General features: G+C 39.1%; 17 protein-coding genes and 1 other annotated feature. Of the genes, 4 read left to right on the forward strand and 13 right to left on the reverse strand.

Features of this window, described 5'->3' with window-relative positions:
- Positions 1 to 22 precede the first annotated feature (22 nt).
- Positions 23 to 271 carry a hypothetical protein gene (locus tag MHI35_RS18420; protein ID WP_335349417.1) on the forward strand — a complete coding sequence of 83 codons (249 nt, stop codon included), beginning with the start codon at positions 23 to 25 and terminating at the stop codon, positions 269 to 271.
- A 17-nt stretch (positions 272 to 288) separates the two neighbouring features.
- Entirely contained in the window at positions 289 to 531 is a 243-nt protein-coding gene (locus MHI35_RS18425; protein WP_211062774.1) for a hypothetical protein, read from the forward strand.
- 57 nt (positions 532 to 588) lie between these two features.
- Here the strand turns inward: MHI35_RS18425 and MHI35_RS18430 are convergent, their stop codons facing one another.
- The 10 genes from MHI35_RS18430 to MHI35_RS18475 form a co-directional block, all read right to left on the reverse strand.
- Positions 589 to 1,437, reverse strand: a complete 849-nt coding sequence (locus tag MHI35_RS18430) for an MBL fold metallo-hydrolase (protein WP_335349416.1) — start codon at positions 1,435 to 1,437, stop codon at positions 589 to 591.
- 69 nt (positions 1,438 to 1,506) lie between these two features.
- Entirely contained in the window at positions 1,507 to 3,336 is a 1,830-nt protein-coding gene (locus MHI35_RS18435; RefSeq protein WP_335349415.1) for a hypothetical protein, read from the reverse strand.
- Positions 3,337 to 3,594: 258 nt separating this feature from the next.
- A complete protein-coding gene (locus MHI35_RS18440) occupies positions 3,595 to 4,614 on the reverse strand; it encodes a hypothetical protein (RefSeq protein WP_335349414.1) in 1,020 nt (339 codons plus the stop codon).
- Positions 4,599 to 6,185, reverse strand: a complete 1,587-nt coding sequence (locus MHI35_RS18445; protein ID WP_335349413.1) for an ATP-dependent nuclease — start codon at positions 6,183 to 6,185, stop codon at positions 4,599 to 4,601. Before MHI35_RS18445 ends, MHI35_RS18440 begins: the two co-directional genes overlap by 16 nt.
- Before the next feature lie 129 nt (positions 6,186 to 6,314).
- Complete coding sequence (gene rlmH / locus MHI35_RS18450; protein WP_335349412.1) at positions 6,315 to 6,794, reverse strand: 23S rRNA (pseudouridine(1915)-N(3))-methyltransferase RlmH; 480 nt, start codon at positions 6,792 to 6,794, stop codon at positions 6,315 to 6,317.
- A gap of 80 nt (positions 6,795 to 6,874) precedes the next feature.
- Positions 6,875 to 7,045 carry a CxxH/CxxC protein gene (locus MHI35_RS18455; RefSeq protein ID WP_008360116.1) on the reverse strand — a complete coding sequence of 57 codons (171 nt, stop codon included), beginning with the start codon at positions 7,043 to 7,045 and terminating at the stop codon, positions 6,875 to 6,877.
- 161 nt (positions 7,046 to 7,206) lie between these two features.
- Positions 7,207 to 8,037 (reverse strand): energy-coupling factor transporter transmembrane component T family protein, encoded by an 831-nt coding sequence (locus MHI35_RS18460; RefSeq protein WP_335349411.1) that lies wholly within the window; start codon positions 8,035 to 8,037, stop codon positions 7,207 to 7,209.
- Positions 8,028 to 9,743, reverse strand: coding sequence for an ABC transporter ATP-binding protein (locus tag MHI35_RS18465; RefSeq protein WP_335349410.1), 1,716 nt, complete (start codon positions 9,741 to 9,743; stop codon positions 8,028 to 8,030). Before MHI35_RS18465 ends, MHI35_RS18460 begins: the two co-directional genes overlap by 10 nt.
- Positions 9,744 to 9,762: 19 nt before the next feature.
- Positions 9,763 to 10,320, reverse strand: coding sequence for an ECF-type riboflavin transporter substrate-binding protein (locus MHI35_RS18470; protein WP_335349409.1), 558 nt, complete (start codon positions 10,318 to 10,320; stop codon positions 9,763 to 9,765).
- A gap of 14 nt (positions 10,321 to 10,334) precedes the next feature.
- Positions 10,335 to 11,195 (reverse strand): SAM hydrolase/SAM-dependent halogenase family protein, encoded by an 861-nt coding sequence (locus MHI35_RS18475; RefSeq protein WP_012011872.1) that lies wholly within the window; start codon positions 11,193 to 11,195, stop codon positions 10,335 to 10,337.
- Positions 11,196 to 11,305: 110 nt separating this feature from the next.
- Positions 11,306 to 11,576 (reverse strand) — a binding site (T-box leader).
- 192 nt (positions 11,577 to 11,768) lie between these two features.
- Between MHI35_RS18475 and MHI35_RS18480 the strand changes: the two genes are divergently transcribed.
- Together MHI35_RS18480 and MHI35_RS18485 are read left to right on the forward strand one after the other, a co-directional pair.
- A complete protein-coding gene (locus tag MHI35_RS18480; RefSeq protein WP_211062781.1) occupies positions 11,769 to 12,458 on the forward strand; it encodes an ABC transporter permease subunit in 690 nt (229 codons plus the stop codon).
- Positions 12,459 to 13,340 (forward strand): ABC transporter ATP-binding protein, encoded by an 882-nt coding sequence (locus MHI35_RS18485; protein WP_211062782.1) that lies wholly within the window; start codon positions 12,459 to 12,461, stop codon positions 13,338 to 13,340.
- Positions 13,341 to 13,376: 36 nt separating this feature from the next.
- Here MHI35_RS18485 and MHI35_RS18490 read toward each other — a convergent pair whose 3' ends face one another.
- The 3 genes from MHI35_RS18490 to MHI35_RS18500 form a co-directional block, all read right to left on the reverse strand.
- Positions 13,377 to 13,844: a GNAT family N-acetyltransferase gene (locus MHI35_RS18490; RefSeq protein ID WP_211062783.1), complete on the reverse strand. Its 468-nt coding sequence runs from the start codon at positions 13,842 to 13,844 to the stop codon at positions 13,377 to 13,379.
- Positions 13,845 to 13,912: 68 nt separating this feature from the next.
- Positions 13,913 to 15,103: a S1C family serine protease gene (locus MHI35_RS18495; RefSeq protein ID WP_417894684.1), complete on the reverse strand. Its 1,191-nt coding sequence runs from the start codon at positions 15,101 to 15,103 to the stop codon at positions 13,913 to 13,915.
- A gap of 78 nt (positions 15,104 to 15,181) precedes the next feature.
- Positions 15,182 to 15,976 (reverse strand): MBL fold metallo-hydrolase, encoded by a 795-nt coding sequence (locus MHI35_RS18500; RefSeq protein WP_012011877.1) that lies wholly within the window; start codon positions 15,974 to 15,976, stop codon positions 15,182 to 15,184.

A 15,976-nucleotide genomic window follows, 5' to 3' on the forward strand; every position in this document is an offset into this window, starting at 1 on the left:
AGCGATGATGAGAGGAGATACAATGAAAAAGATCACTTTTTTTGATTGGACCATTCAATTACAAGCAGACTTAACGGCAATAACAGATCATCATGAAAAGAAGATGGTCATTTTAGAATCATCAATTGAATTAAACGGTGTGATCTGGATAGATGAAAACAACGAGCTACAAATCAAACCTACTTGGGATTGTGTCATTTCAATTGATCCGACCAACAAATCTCTGACCATCCGGCAAACAGAAGAAGTATTCGGAGAAGTGTACGAATGAAAAAAGCAGGAGGAACTATGAAGAAAACTACTTTTTATGATTGGACAGTTCACTATCCTGAACATGTAACAGCAGTCAAAGATGATACAGAAAAGAAAATGGTCTTTCTAGAACAGACTGTTGAATTTAAAGGGATTATCCGTATTGATGAGAATGATGAACTGCAAATTAAGCCAACTTGGGATTGTGTCATTATTATTAATGCTAAAAATATGTCTGTCACAGTTCGTGATGCAGAAGACTTTGTAGGGTTACCATAGAAATAAAAAAGTCTCGTTTGAGGAAAATCACTCAAATGAGACTTTTTTATTTATTATTTAATACCCATCTACAAAGTACTCTATAGTTTCTAATTCATCCTCTTTCAGTTCTCTGTTCACGTACTTTTTATATTCATTCGTTATTTTCTGCTTATCTCCACCACATAGATCAGTGAATTTCGCCATCATCCTAAGCTTATCTGTTTCCCGACGAAACTCCTCTTTTGACCACGGTCTTTGGTGTGAAGGAATATACGTTTCGGCATCAAAAGCATCTAACTCATCTAAAAGACGCAAGATTTCTTTCACCGTATAATGTACTTTTTCGGCATACATTTTCGGATAAATGCAATCAGCAAGAAACAGGATTTTCTCTTCTTTCACATACACAATCACTGAATCAGCGGCATGATCGCCCCCAACATGCTGCACAACACAAGTGACCCCGCCAAGATCAATCTCCATCCGACCATCAAACGTGACTTCCGGTAAAACCACCTGAATGTCTCGATGATCCTGATACTCTTCTTTTATCGCCTTCGCGCAAAACTCAATCTCCGTTCCTTCCCTCACCCGCTCATCAATCGCCTCATCAGACCACGAAAACGGAAGAAGCTTCTCCATTTCCTTTCTGGTCTTTGCAGAAGCAATTGAAACCGAATCAGACAGCGCTGGCAAACCAAAAATATGATCCCAATGCCAATGAGTGAGGACAACCATATCCGGCGTGGCGTTCTCTTGTTTTAAGGTCTTTTGGATAAAATAGTTCGCATGATCTTCCGAGTTACCGGCATCGATCATTAATGTTTTGTTATTGCCTTCGACCATGCCTAGGATGGGGCGGTCGGTTCTTGATATTGGTGTGATGTAAGAGAAGGTTTGGCCTATTTTTTTGATTGTGTGCATGGTGTGCCTGCTTTCTAATATTTTTAAGTTTTATCCCCGCTGAATTGTTATGCGGTACTTAATCAAATATTATTTCTTTAACAAATGTTTGGCTAATTTTCGATCTTCTTTATCCTTCGTCTTCACAGAAATATGTTCAATCAATTCCCTTGTGGCCGCTTGCTGTGAATACGAAGGAGACCATTCTTTTAATACACTTAAAGCATGATACTGTAAATTTCCATCATCTGATCTAAGTGCAGCTTGAATTAGTGACAATCCTACACCTTCGTGTTCATATAAATCTTGCACAATATATTGTAGACAAGCCACTTCATCATCGGAGAGGTTTGATAACGATAAATGTGTTTCTGCAAATGTACAAAGCTCTCTAATATGCTGGTGATGATTTGTGTCCATCACAGCAAAGTATATTTCACTATTTGCCGGATCTTTCTCAAGTAAAGCAAATAGATGTTCAATCACATCTAAACGATAAAAGAGAGCAATTTTAAGTGCTTGGGAGCTAAAACCCTGTTGTAACGAATCGATTGCAAGCTTTGGCCATCTACTGTCATTGATAAACGGTTGAACCGCTTCCTGGACAGCCTTATAATCGCCCTGTGTCCCTGAATCATTCAATCGTTCTCCCCAAACCTCTTGTTCATCATTTAAAAACTCATTTATTTTCAAAATTGGATAAAAGTCCTCAATTGTTTGGCAGTGCTTACGAGCATGATGAATAAAACGGCAGAGAACTGAGCTTGCATTTGGATACTCTTCGATACCGTAGATAGAAACCTCATCTTCTAATAATGCTTGAATGATGAGGTTCGCTCCATCATATAATTCTTTGGACATTTCATCTTCTGATAAAGCTGATTCCAGATCACCATGAAGAGCACAAGTATAGCCTAAGTATTCATTCATGATTGTATTTTCGCAGCCCTTTGTTAGTAGCCATCGTTTTATTTCTGGCGTCGATGCTTCCAATTGCTCAACAGCCGAAATCTTCCCCCATCCATCAACGGACTTTGCAAGACGCCAAACATGTTCGTTTCCTTGACTTGTGCCATTCTTCAATGCAAATACGACATAAGAAGTAAATTCTTCATGCATACCTATTGTGAATAAAAGCTCTTTGTATTTTTCACAGTTTGTACATCCCAGTATCATGACTGCAAATTTGACGACCTCCCGATGTGCCGCATGTTCAAGAAGCCATAACGCTTCTTGCTGTACACGGGATTCATCCCATTGTGTTTGCTGAAATCGTTCAATTAGCTCACTGTTGCGACTCGCCATATTGTTAGAAATGATTTTTTCATATGTATTTTTTCTAGTTTCGTTTGTAGGATGATTCAGTTGTTTTTCAAAAAGCTTCAATAGTTTCTTCACATAAAAAGGAGCAGGTCGTTCATCTACATAATAATCAGATAAACCGGGAGCCAATCGTGGTTCATTTTCGTCAAATAAATAATCTTCATCGGGTAAACGGTCGTCTACTATTTTATGATGTGATTGAATTTGTTGTTGAATAAAGGGAACGATTTTCTCTTTATGATCCCATGGGAGAAAGTCTATCTTCATTGATTCATCTAAAACCGTTTCATGATCTACCTTCACCATACAACGAAATCGTACATACCCACCAAGTTTAACGGACACTTTGTGTTTTGTACCATCTTGAAGCTCCAATATCCCTGACAATTTTGAATAAGGGATCATATGAGTCAATAAACTTTTTCGTTGTTTTTTATCAACTGTCACACCATCAATGATTAGTTGCTCTTCTTTTATTTGGTTTGTAATTTCTATAGAATGCCCTTTATATTTAATTTTCCATGTTTTATTTATTTCTTTTTCTACGTCTTTGATTACGTTACGTATTTCATGTTTAAAGTCAGCTTTGAAACTCATGGAAGTCTCCTTTAAATATGGATCGATTGAAATTCATTATTCTATTTATCTATGTTTCTAATCTCTACTATAAGTGATTTATACGAAAATTGTTTTCTAAATCACAAGAAATTTAAAGAGAGTTTTTAAAACTAAAAAGGTGTGGAATAATTAAGTTTCCGCACCCTTTTTGATCATCATATTAAAAATATTTTCAAGTAAAAATTATTCACTTATAGTATCAATTGATCACATATAACGTATTAATAGTATTCACTTCTAATACTTTTTAAAGTAGTTAGGAATATCTTTTTCTCTAATGAAATATATATCTCCACTACTTCTAGTGCATGCTACATAGAATTTTCGTAGTGTCTGGGGAGCTAATCCTTCTAATTCATTTTTATAATATTTATTAAATGTGGCATCATTTAAAATTATGCAGACAGTTTCAAACGTCATGCCCTTTGAATTTCCCCAATTCTCACCATTTAAATTATATCTATTCGAATTTCTATAAAAAAGTTTCTTTATTTTATCATTCTCTAATATCTGTTTGATTTCCTCTAAATCTGTTATGTTGACTATTTCAGAGGAAGTATCTGTTGCAGATTCTATATTTATTCTCAAATTATTTTCAATAAAATTACAGACAGTTGATGTGCATCTACGACTTTTCACCAAAGTAATTTTATCAAAATAGTATCCAGCTTCTTTAATTTTTCTTTCATAAGTTGAAAAATCATTATATAAATTACCTAAATGGTTTCCTCGTCGGCTTGAAGCAAAAGTTGATTGAAAAAAGTCACCTACTAACGTTACAGGTATTTTTAAATCTGTTAGGGAAAGCATCCATTTAAAATCATCAGAAGCTAAGTCCTGCATTTCATCAATAAAAACCTCATCAAAGTATTTATCCATTCTTTGTTTGAAATCTAACAAATCATTTAGTATATATTTTGCCATTCTACTATGAAATATTTTAGTTTTATCTCTAGTAAAAGGGATAGAATTTTTAAAATCCGGTGTCTCAAAGCATATATCTTTAACCGAATAAGGACATAAAGGTTTAATGATAAATTTCAATAAAAACTCAAAGTAACCATATATAAAGATATTTGATGGTAGATACCCAAATTTCTTAATTATCTTCTCTTTTAAATTTTCCTGATTTGCCGTTGTATATGTTAATATTAAACTTTTTTTATCTTCAAGTGATAACTGGTCTATTATATAGCTTGTTTTACCAGCACCCGCCACAGCATTGATCACTTTTTTATTATTCAATTCGTTATCCATTTAATTGAATCCTTAATATAAGGTGGTATTTGAAATTTTTCTATACTTGTATTTGGGTTTTTATCACTAAATAAACTTAATAGTCTAAAAGCCGATTCAGCTTTATTAGCAAGCATAAAATTCTGAACTCCGTTAGTCATAGAGCCAGTAGCCAAATAATTATTTATAAAAGAAATGTTATTTTCATATAAACTTACTTCAAAAGTATGTTTTAAATTGTCTTTATCTGCAAAAATCTCTACGTTTTCAGATTCAAAATCTGAATAATTGTTAGTTATGTTTTTTTCATAATCATGGTCATTATCTGTAATAACAACTACTTTTTTATTTAATAGTTTTGCTATTTTCAGATATCGCTTAAATGTCTTACCTCCACAAGATATTATAGAAATATCATCATTATATGGCTCATCTCCGATTAAGTAATTATAGAACTCATTTAATAATATATACTCCGCATCTCCCTCGACTAATATAGCCTTCCTGGAAAGAATAAAGTTTAAGACATTGTTATCTGGTGCTTTTTTGAAGAAATTGGCTGTTTCTTTTTCTAATTCATTTAAATTCATTATACTGTCTTCACTAAAAAAAATCGCATTTTGCAAATCTAATCTTGAAGCAGCAATATTACTATGAGTAGCGATAAATGTTTGTTTTTCATTACCTGCAGAGATCACTTTGTCAATAAGTTTATGCATGTTTAGATAACTTAGATGATTTTCTGGTTCTTCAATTAGAATAATCTCAGATTCCTCTTTAGCGTTTGAAAGCAAAAAATCGGTATTAATAAACATTTTTTCTCCCTGGCCGAGATTTTGAATTATTATACCTGATTTTTCAACAGTAATATTATCTTGAAAGCTATTCTCATTTTCAGTGTTTAGTTTAATTTTTATATCCTCTATAGGTTTTAAGTCAAACTCTGAATATAAATCAACTGAAAATTGTTGGGTAATATCTCTATACCTGTTATTTATTTTTTGTCTTAAAGTTCGATCTGTCTTACTTTCATATATTCGTTTAATATAGTCTTTCATTGCGTAACTTGAATTTACTCTTGAACTATCTAGATATGAGTATTTTATATAATTCGGATACTTCTTATAAATACTGTATGATCTACCTGAAAATGTACTAAACTCAACTTTATAATACTCAAAAGGAAATATATTTGTACTTTCAAGGGATTCTTTTATTAAATCTGAGTATTCTTCATTAGGACTTACATGTAAACTCAGTCCATTTTTTTCTTGATTAGTTGAGTTTTTCTTCCCATTAATTTCATGATTATTTATTTCTTCTGTTATAAATAATTCAATTTCCATTACTGGTAATTTACCAAATGTTTTATCACCCCTCATAAAATCATTAATTGCATTTATATTAAAAAGATTATGTAACCCTATTTTCTCTATAGTAGAATAACTGCCACTTAAAACACAGGATATAGCTAATAATACTGAAGATTTTCCAACTCCATTTTCTCCAATTAAAATGTTTCTACCTTTGTTAAAAGTTATTACTTGTTCATTGAATCCTTTAAAATTATGTAATCTTATTTTATCTATCAAATTAATCACTCCAAACTAGTAAATTTATTTCTCGGACAAAAACCTCTCAAATTCATTTAAATTCATTACTATAATTTGCTTAACTACACATATAAAATTATTTCATCAGAATTTACATAAATTTCGCCTCTACTTATGATAAGGCTCCCCCCGCACAATCCGAAACGCCCGATAAATCTGCTCCACCAACACCAGCCTCATCAACTGATGCGGGAACGTCATTTTCGAAAACGATAACTTCTCATTCGCACGCTGCATGACAGCGTCGCTTAACCCAAGGGATCCGCCTATGACGAAACAAACCTTACTTTTTCCGTATGTTGCCAGCTTATCTATTGTATCGGCTAATTCTTCGGAACTTTTCATTTTTCCTTCGATGGCGAGGGCGATGACGTGGGTGTCTGGGTTGATTTTGCTTAGGATGCGTTCGCCTTCTTTGTCTTTGATGATTTTCATGTCTTGATCACTGAGATTCTCGGGTGCTTTTTCGTCTGCGAGTTCAATGATGTCGATTTTCGCATAAGCCTGTAATCGTTTTGTGTATTCGGCTATGCCTTGCTTTAAATATTTCTCTTTTAATTTTCCTACTGTGATAATTGATATATTCACAGGTCATCCCCACCTTAAGAACAAGTTATTCATATAAGTTATCAACAATTGTGGATAAAATTTGTGTATTTTGTGTCCGATCATTCGTTCCCCACTATATATATTGCAGGTTCATCGCACAATTCACAGGTTGTGGATAAACTGTGTGTATGTTCGATTTTTCTGAATTCTGGTGGCGTTTCGTGATCATCTATGTACATGTCTAGTACGGTTTCTATATGTTCTGCGCAAGCATAAAGTGATTTGTTCATAAGTTTCTAATTCCTCCAATATGTTGTCTCGTTATTCACAAGTGTTTCGCTCATTGTTCAATATAACCGATTTATTCACATGTTAATAGTCTTTTACCATTTTCCACACCTTTTATCCACAAACCAAATAAAAAAGCCTCCACTCCTGTGAAGGCTTCCTTCTATAGAAACGGATTATAAAATCTCGTTCCTCTCACAATTGTAATCACTAGCGACACGATCAGTACCACACCAACAAATATGAACGCCACATAATCTGCTTTTTGAAAGTCTTTCGCTGTAAACCATGTGCGCTTTTTATGCTTTCCAAATCCGCGCAGCTCCATCGCATTGCTGATCGTTTCAATCCGCTCTAGGCTAGAAAATATCAACGGCATCACTATCGACAGCGCATTTTTGATCCGTTTTCCCAGTTTTTCATTCTTCGACAAATCAATGCCTCTTGCTTGCTGAGAAATCGCGATTGTGCGAAAATCACGCTGAATATCTGGAATATAGCGCAAAGCAATCGCTACAGCATACGAAATCCGGTAGCTGACCCCGATTCGGCTGAGCGATGAGGCGAATTCACTTGGATTTGTTGTCACAATAAATAAAAGCGCTGCTGGCATCACGGTCACGTATTTTAGTGTAATGTTCAACTGATAGAAAAGCTGTTCAAGTGTGACGTTGTACCAGCCGGCAATATGAAACAGCTCATGCTTTGCTCCGTAGATGGCGACACCTTGCTGAGGCGCAAAGATGTAAATGGCGATGTTATTAATCACTAGGAAAATCGTCAGGACGATCACCACGAAGGAAATATCACGAAATCGTACGTTTGATAGCTGAAAGAATACGATACTTGCGGCTAACATAAACACTAAAACGCCTGTATCATACGTGAGCATCGCTGCGGACGACCAGAGGATAAAGCAAATGAGTTTTGTGGCACCTGTCAGCCGGTGAATCGGTGACGGACGATCGATATAAGAAAGCATGTCTACAGCCATGTCATTCGTTCCTTTCTGTCTACCTCAATGAAGCGATCCACGAGTTCATTTGGATTTGGCCAGTCTGCTTTCAGTGCCAGTTCATACAGCGATGTTTCCTTTAAGCTCGCCTTTTGAACAAGCAGCTGATCTGTCAGCACTTTTGCCGGTGTATCATCTGCGATTTTTTCTCCATCTGATATGACAATGGTTCTTGTTGTGTATTCTAGCATGAGATGCATGTCGTGGGTGATCATCAAGATCGTGACGCCCTGCTGATTTAATTGCTCTAAAAACGTCATCATCTCTGTGTAATGTCTAAAATCCTGTCCAGCGGTTGGCTCATCTAAAATGATGATTTCTGGCTCTAATACAAGAATAGATGCGATGGTGACGCGCTTTTTCTGTCCAAAGCTGAGGGCTGAGACCGGCCAGTTCCGAAATGGATACAGTCCGCACACTTTCAAGACCCGCTCCACCCGTTCCTTGATATCGTCTTCCTTTACGCCTCTTAAAACGAGACCAAATGCAACTTCATCAAAAATCATTTGTTTAGAAATCATTTGATTCGGGTTTTGCATGACGACGCCGATTCGTTCGGAGCGCTGTTTGATCGTATCTCCTGTGATGTCATCACCATTTAGATGAATGGTTCCTTTTGTTGGCTTTTCAAACGCGCAGAGCACCTTGGATAGTGTCGTCTTGCCTGCGCCATTGGCTCCAGCGATGCTGACCATTTCTCCTTTTTTGACGGTAAAAGAGATGTTGTTCAGCGTGTTGGGTCTTGTCGGATAGTCAAAACTAAGCTCACGCACTTCTAGTAAATCCTGCGCTTCATTCTGCTCCGCTGATGGCTCAGACGCTTCCACCCACTGCTCGATTTTCATTTTTTCCTCATCATTTAAAGTGAGATGCTGTAAATTCGCAATTTGATCTCCTGCTTCAATCGGAATGCCTGCATATTTCATGGCTTTTACATATAAAGGCTCACGTAAATACGCCGCTTCTAATACATTTGAGGCGAGCAATTCATCTGGTGTCATATCTGCTGCAATCGTGCCGTCATTGACGACGATGATGCGGTCGACTTGGCGGAAAAGAACATCCTCTAATCGGTGCTCGACCATCACGACCGTTTTTTTCGTTTGTTTTTGTAGTCGATCAATGAGATCGATCACTTCTTTACCTGTTGCGGGATCAAGACTTGCAAGTGGTTCGTCGAACAGCAAAATGTCGACATCATTGACAAGGACGCCTGCGATGGCGACACGTTGTTTTTGACCGCCTGACAGCTCATGGACAGACGATGCCAGCTTACCATCTACCTCTGTTAATTTTGCCGCTTCTTCAACACGTGCTTTCATTTCTTCGCGTGTGACTTGATCATTTTCAAGTGTAAATGCGATGTCTTCTCCAACGGTCAACCCGATAAATTGTCCATCAGGGTCCTGCAGCACCGTTCCAACGAGCTGTGAGAGGGAGAAAATGTTCTCTTTCTCTGCATTTTTCCCGCCGATGTGAAGACTTCCTTCCATAGAACCTTTATAAGACGCAGGAACTAGCCCATTGATGCAATGGGCTAGTGTGCTTTTTCCCGATCCAGACGGGCCTGCGATGAGGACTTTTTCACCTTCATAGATGGTCAGGTTGATATCTTTCAATGTCGGTTCTGCCTGACTGCGATATTGGAATCCGAAATGTTCGAATTGAATCATCGGTTTCTTCATTTATGTGTTCCACCTTGCTTCATGATGTTTCTTTCGATAGACTGCCGCTTTTGCTTCTTGTTTTCGCATAAGCCGCAATGATGATGGTTCCTAGTACACCAACTGTGATGATGTTTGAGATTCCTGCCACGATGCCTTGAACAAATACTTTGTTCGCAGGTTCTGCATAGATCACAATGTCGAGTACTGGGGCAATGACAAACCAGCCCAATGCTTGTGCGCCTGCTTGTACGGCGTTGAAGAGCGTGATTTTTTTCCAGCCAAAGTCGCCCTCTTCTACTTTTAAACGGTTCGAAATGAAGCCGATCAATAACCCAACAACACCTGAAACGATAATCCAGCTCCACCAAGGGCCGAATGTGGTCGCATCTTTAATGAGATGACCAATAAATCCAATCAGTGCACCTGCAACAGGACCAAATAGCACGGCTATTAATGCAAGGAATGCATACGATGTCTCAATTTGTGTATTCGGAATCCCAGTTGGAATGGAGACGAAGCGTCCTAAAATGACAAAGACGGCTGCGCCAATTCCGATGGCAACGACAGTTTTCGTTGAAAGTTGTTTACCTGCCATGATGTATCCTCCTCTTATTCGTATATAATGCGCGGAGCTTTGCGAATCGAAAGGCGCCAGCCTGTGCCTGTACCGATGTTATAAGCCTTTGCAAATGACCCTTGATTGATCGCCACGCCTAAATGATCGAGTGAATTGACATATACGAGTGGTTCGCCTACCTTTAAATCGGCAAAAGATCGTCCATAGGTCATGATATTTTTATACACATTTTTTGGCCCGTTGGCAATGGTAACTTCTATTGCATCCCCATAATTGATTGAAAGCTGTTCAAATAGCGTGTGATGAATGTTTGTCCATAGGTTTCCGAACCGCACGTCTAAAATATCAATTGTCCCTGTGATCACTTCTTCTTTCGCATAAGCCTGTACGACTGGAAGGTGAATAATATCATCAATATTCGCCTTTGGCCCAACCTCTTCAAAAGAAATCACTCCTGAAGCAATTCTCGCCCCGGTATACGCGTAAATGTCTCTCCCATGGAATGTATGTGATTTTCCCGACTTCGGCAGCCGGTTAATGGTTTCATCTAAATAACGGGCTTCTACAATGCCTATATCCTGCGCGACGTGAGTGAGTGTCCCGTTATCTGGGGTAATAATGTAGTGCGAGCTTGTGGTTTTGACGACAAGACTCTTTCTTTCTGACCCAACGCCTGGGTCAACGACGGATACGAATACCGTCTCTTCCGGCCAGTACGTGACGGTTTGGAGCAAGCGGTAGGATGCCTCCCAAATGTCATATTGCGGAATATTGTGTGTTAAATCAAAAAGGCGGATGCTGCTGCTGACCGTATTTGCCACTCCGTACATAGCGCTGACCGCTCCATCATCAATGCCAAAATCTGATTGTAAAACCAATGCATGTTCACTCATGTCAATCTCCCTTTCATTTGAAAAAATGGATGTGGTGTTTCACGTGGAACATTTGAACATTTGTATGAAAAAAGTGGACAATAAAAAATACCCCATCCTTATCTTTGAATCATAAGGACGAGGTATTTGTCTCGTGGTACCACCTTTATTTACTGTTTGCTCGCGCTAAACAGCCTCTACAAGTACAAAGCTCCAATCTGGCTCATATACTGTGGTTTTGATAACGAGTACCAACTCTCGTCGTGTCCTACTAATATCATAGATATGTTCAGCACGAGGCTCAGAGACCATTTTTCGAATCATTATTTTTGCTTCTTTTCAGCTACCGAAGCTCTCTGTGGAAAAATTGATGATTGTACTTTCTCTCGTCATTGCCTGTTTAACTATCTTGAATTAAAGCTATCATACATGATGTTTTTTGATAAATCAAGATATTTTTCTGAACATTTTCAAAAGTTAGTCAACTGATGCTGGAAGAGTCTGCTTTTTATAAAATTTAAGCAAATGTTAAAGAGCAAGATATGGTGTCTTTCTTTTCTAGCGGTATAATAAAGATGAAGGGAGGTACAGCGTGTGTGGACCATCTGTATGAATGAGTTTAAGCAGCTCTTCAAAAGCACAAAATCTATTTTAACAATTGTTATTATTTTCATTTTATCTACTTTTGTTTCAACTCTACCGTTTATTGCTGCTCATCAGGACAAATGGGAGCAAGCAAAGGATCCTTATTCCATTGGGAATGAACTGGTGATGTCTCTATTTGGTTTCTTCCTTATTTTCTTATTGTCTCATGATATTTTGAGCCGAGAAATCCATTTGAAAACCATTCGTTTTCTCGTCAGTAAAACCACCCGTTTGAACATTATTATCGGGAAATATCTTGGACTGATGCTGTTTTGGCTTAGCTGTATTATGACGACATACGTACTGAATATGGTAATTTCACATCGGTTTTTGTTCTCTGATGCGTTAAAAATCTTAACCTTTATCAGTGTCGGTATCTCATGTGCTTTATTTTTGTCCATGCTCTTTCCAACCCCGCAGAAATCAATGTTTGTTGGGATGTTGTTTTCCTTTCTTTTCCCGATCGTCAGTATGATATCGGTTCTTTCTTCAGAACGATTGATTCATTGGTTCCAATATATAACGCCTTATTATTATGCGCGCTTGAGTGAACCGCTGACCTATGTACTCATGAATACAGCATTAACCATTGTATTACTTATTGGAACAGCACTCCTATTTCAAAGGAGGGATGTCTAAATGCTACATACAAAAGAACTCACAAAAAAATATCGGACAAAAGTCGCGATAGATCACATTACCCTTGATGTCAATCGAGGCGATATTTTCGGACTCATTGGACCGAAGGGGTCTGGAAAGACGACGTTTTTCAATATCATTACGGGAATTTGCCGGCCAACCTCTGGAACGTTTACGATGATGGATATGCCTTCTTTAAAAAAGGTGAGGCAGCATATCGGTGTTCTGCCTGAATATACGGATTTATATGAAGGACTGACGGCACTTGAACATCTTGCCTACTTATCAAAAATCACCGGGACGCGTCAGAAAACGAGTGATTATGAAGAACTGCTCGAATTTGTCGGCTTAGATCACTATCATCAGGAAAAGGTCGGTTCCTTCACACCTGGTATGAAGAAACGGCTCGGAATAGCGCAGGCTATCGCCCATCGACCCGAGTTTATTTTACTCGATGAGCCTTTTGCCGATATTGATGCAGATTCGATCTTGCACATCCAGCAGGTCATTGATACGTTAAAACATGAAGGGAAAACCGTCTTTTTAACGGCGGATCGCCCAATGTTCACAAATAGTATTTGTACCAAAACGGCTTTTATTTCTGAAGGAAAATTAGTGTCCCCCCATACACATCCTCAAGAGAAAACCATCACATCCTCAAACATACGTGCAACCTTCAAGCATGCGTGGATTGATGATGAGGTGAAGCCTGTTCTCACGCAGTACTTACAAACTGTCGGAACAGATCTTGTGATCAGTGATGACGAGACCTCATTGTTAATTCGTTCAGAAGCTCAAGTTCCAGCGATCATTCGCGCTTTCGTGAAATGCAAAGTCGATATATACAGAGTCACGGCTGAAGATGCCATGAGCTCCTCATAAAAAAGCACCGCATGCAATCCGCACGGTGCTTCTTCTTTATGATAAAGGTTTACTCATATAGATTCCGGTTTCTTCAAATCCCGTCTTCTCATACAGTGAACGGGCAATTTGATTATGTGCAAAGACATGAAGCGAAAGTTTTTGCACTCCTAATGACTTTGCCTCTTCCTCTAATGCAGCAATGGCCTGCTTTGCAAAGCCTTTCCCTCGATAAGTTTCGAATAAGAAAAAGTTATAAATGAATCCTTCCTTCTGCGGGTGATTCGGATCATAACAAAGCCAAACCCAGCCAATCGTTTCTTCTCCATTCAAGAGATTCCATAGCTCATGATGCTCTGTCTGTAGACCTTCAGGAAGGAGCCGATCAAATTGTTCTTCGGCGTTTGCAAGTGATTCTTCCTCTTCCCAAGTCCCTGCGCGTACCTTTTCTTCTGCGTACCGCTGAATGGCCTTCTCCATCAATACATCGTAATCCGTCTGTGACATTGGCTGTAGTGTAACCAATCGTATCGCCCCCTTTTTTCCATCATATGATGAGCATGCAAAAAAAACCAGTCCCCTCAAGGAACTGGTCATCCGCCGAATCGATCGGTTTGAGAAAGTTTGATTTCTACTGATTTTTTCTTTCCGCTTCGGTAAAACTGTACCTTTACCTTGTCGCCGACTTTCTTTTGATATAAATACTTACGAAGGTCTACGATATTCTGTACACTCTTGCCATCAAAGGAAGTGACGACATCCAGCTCTTTTAGCCCCGCTTTTCCTGCCGGAGACAAAGGCTCGACACTCATCACGACAACGCCTGATGTGACGTTAGATGGCAGCTTCAATGTTTCATCCCAGTGGTAGCTCGCAATATCTGCTAATGATTTCATGCCAACACCTAGGTACGGACGTTTCACCTCTCCGTAGCGCTCTAAATCCTCTATGACAGGGATGACAAGATTCGCTGGGATAGACAGCCCGATGCCTTCTACTTCTGATTCAGCAATCTTCATTGAGTTGATACCGATCACTTTTCCGTCCATATTGATCAGGGCACCACCGCTGTTGCCTGGATTGATGGCGGCATCTGTTTGCAGTACCTCAGCATTCCAATCTGCCTGTCCGTCTCCATTCGAGTCGACAGGAATCGCACGTTCCGTTCCTGAAATGACACCTTGTGTGACAGAGCCTGCGAATTCAAGCCCTAAAGGATTTCCAATGGCGATCACTGGCTCACCGGGCTTCACATGGTCTGAATTACCGAAGGCTGCGGTTTGCTTGATCTTATCACTTTTGACGGTGAGAACCGCTAAATCCATGAGCTGATCGCTTCCGACAAGATTGGCACCAATCCTTGTCCCATCCTGAAGACTCACTTCAAGCTGGTTGGCACCTTTGATGACATGATGGTTGGTCACAATATAAAAGGTATCACCCTTTTTCTTATAAATCACACCTGACCCGCTGCCTGCCTCTCCGCCTTCTTCCCAAAAGCTCGACTTTTGGATATTAATAACGCCAACAACCGTATCTGACATATTCGATACGACTTTTGTGACCGCATCATTGACGTTCACATTGACCGTCTTTAAAGGGCCCTGTGCTGCTTGCCCATCTCCGTTCTGCTGCCACCTAAAGGGACTGCCGCTCTGTCCTGATACATAGGGGAAAAAGAATCCCATTAAAAAAGCTCCTACCAATACACCGATCAGACCAGACAGGAAATATCCTTTTCTGCTTCGTCTCGGCTTCCACTCTACATCGCGATAATCCACTATGTTTCCTTCCTTTCAGTGAATAGATGATGTATATAGTGTTGGTAAGAAGCTCTTATCTTAATCATACGATTGTAAAAATCATACGGCGCAAAGCGGGGTTGCTTTTTTCGGGTCCGTATCATATAAATCAAAACCATCCCCGACAACAAAGCCTTTCATCTCAAGCGTCTGCTGGACCGCCATACGGGCTAAATCCTTCATGTTGTTGTCTTGACTCAAGTGAGCCAAGTAAATGCGTGAGGTGGCATCTCCAATGACATCTGTCATCGCAAGAGCGGCATCTTCATTTGAAACATGTCCGACATCGCTCAGAATTCTGCGCTTAATGCTCCACGGGTATCGGCCCATTTGCAGCATACCGACATCATGATTGCTCTCAAATACAAATGTATTGGCTGACTGAATGATCCCTTTCATACGGTCACTCACATAGCCTGTATCCGTCATTAGGGCAAGTTTGCGCCCGCCATAATGGAAGACGTAAAACATGGGCTCAGCCGCATCATGTGAGACGCCAAAGGACTCAACATCAAGACCGCCAAAGGATTGGACGGTTTCCATATCAAAATGGAATTTTTGCTCTGTATCAATCTTCCCGATATGAGACTCCATCGCCTTCCATGTTTTCGCATTTGCATAGACAGGAAGCTTGTACTTTCTTGCCATGACACCAAGTCCTTTAATATGATCTGAGTGCTCATGTGTCACAAAAATACCGTCCAAGTCTTCAGGCTTGCGGTCGATTTGACTCAGCAATTCGACCATTTGTTTGCCGCTTAAACCAGCATCCACTAAAAAGGCATGCTCGCCTGTTTCTAAATAAAAAGCGTTCCCCGTACTTCCGCTCGCTAGTACACTGAACTGCAAGCTCAT

Origin of the sequence: Bacillus sp. FSL K6-3459 (genome assembly GCF_038003305.1) — a bacterium.
Taxonomy (GTDB): Bacteria; Bacillota; Bacilli; order Bacillales; family Bacillaceae; genus Bacillus; species Bacillus pumilus_O.

Coding starts and splice junctions, on each gene's coding strand:
- MHI35_RS18460 (WP_335349411.1), bottom strand. CDS start 8,037: ATGGCTGTAGACATGCTTTCTTATATCGATCGTCCGTCACCGATTCAC.
- MHI35_RS18435 (WP_335349415.1), bottom strand. CDS start 3,336: ATGAGTTTCAAAGCTGACTTTAAACATGAAATACGTAACGTAATCAAA.
- MHI35_RS18430 (WP_335349416.1), bottom strand. CDS start 1,437: ATGCACACAATCAAAAAAATAGGCCAAACCTTCTCTTACATCACACCA.
- MHI35_RS18440 (WP_335349414.1), bottom strand. CDS start 4,614: ATGGATAACGAATTGAATAATAAAAAAGTGATCAATGCTGTGGCGGGT.
- MHI35_RS18420 (WP_335349417.1), top strand. CDS start 23: ATGAAAAAGATCACTTTTTTTGATTGGACCATTCAATTACAAGCAGAC.
- MHI35_RS18485 (WP_211062782.1), top strand. CDS start 12,459: ATGCTACATACAAAAGAACTCACAAAAAAATATCGGACAAAAGTCGCG.
- MHI35_RS18455 (WP_008360116.1), bottom strand. CDS start 7,045: ATGAACAAATCACTTTATGCTTGCGCAGAACATATAGAAACCGTACTA.
- MHI35_RS18500 (WP_012011877.1), bottom strand. CDS start 15,976: ATGAGCTTGCAGTTCAGTGTACTAGCGAGCGGAAGTACGGGGAACGCT.
- MHI35_RS18475 (WP_012011872.1), bottom strand. CDS start 11,195: ATGAGTGAACATGCATTGGTTTTACAATCAGATTTTGGCATTGATGAT.
- MHI35_RS18470 (WP_335349409.1), bottom strand. CDS start 10,320: ATGGCAGGTAAACAACTTTCAACGAAAACTGTCGTTGCCATCGGAATT.
- MHI35_RS18425 (WP_211062774.1), top strand. CDS start 289: ATGAAGAAAACTACTTTTTATGATTGGACAGTTCACTATCCTGAACAT.
- MHI35_RS18465 (WP_335349410.1), bottom strand. CDS start 9,743: ATGAAGAAACCGATGATTCAATTCGAACATTTCGGATTCCAATATCGC.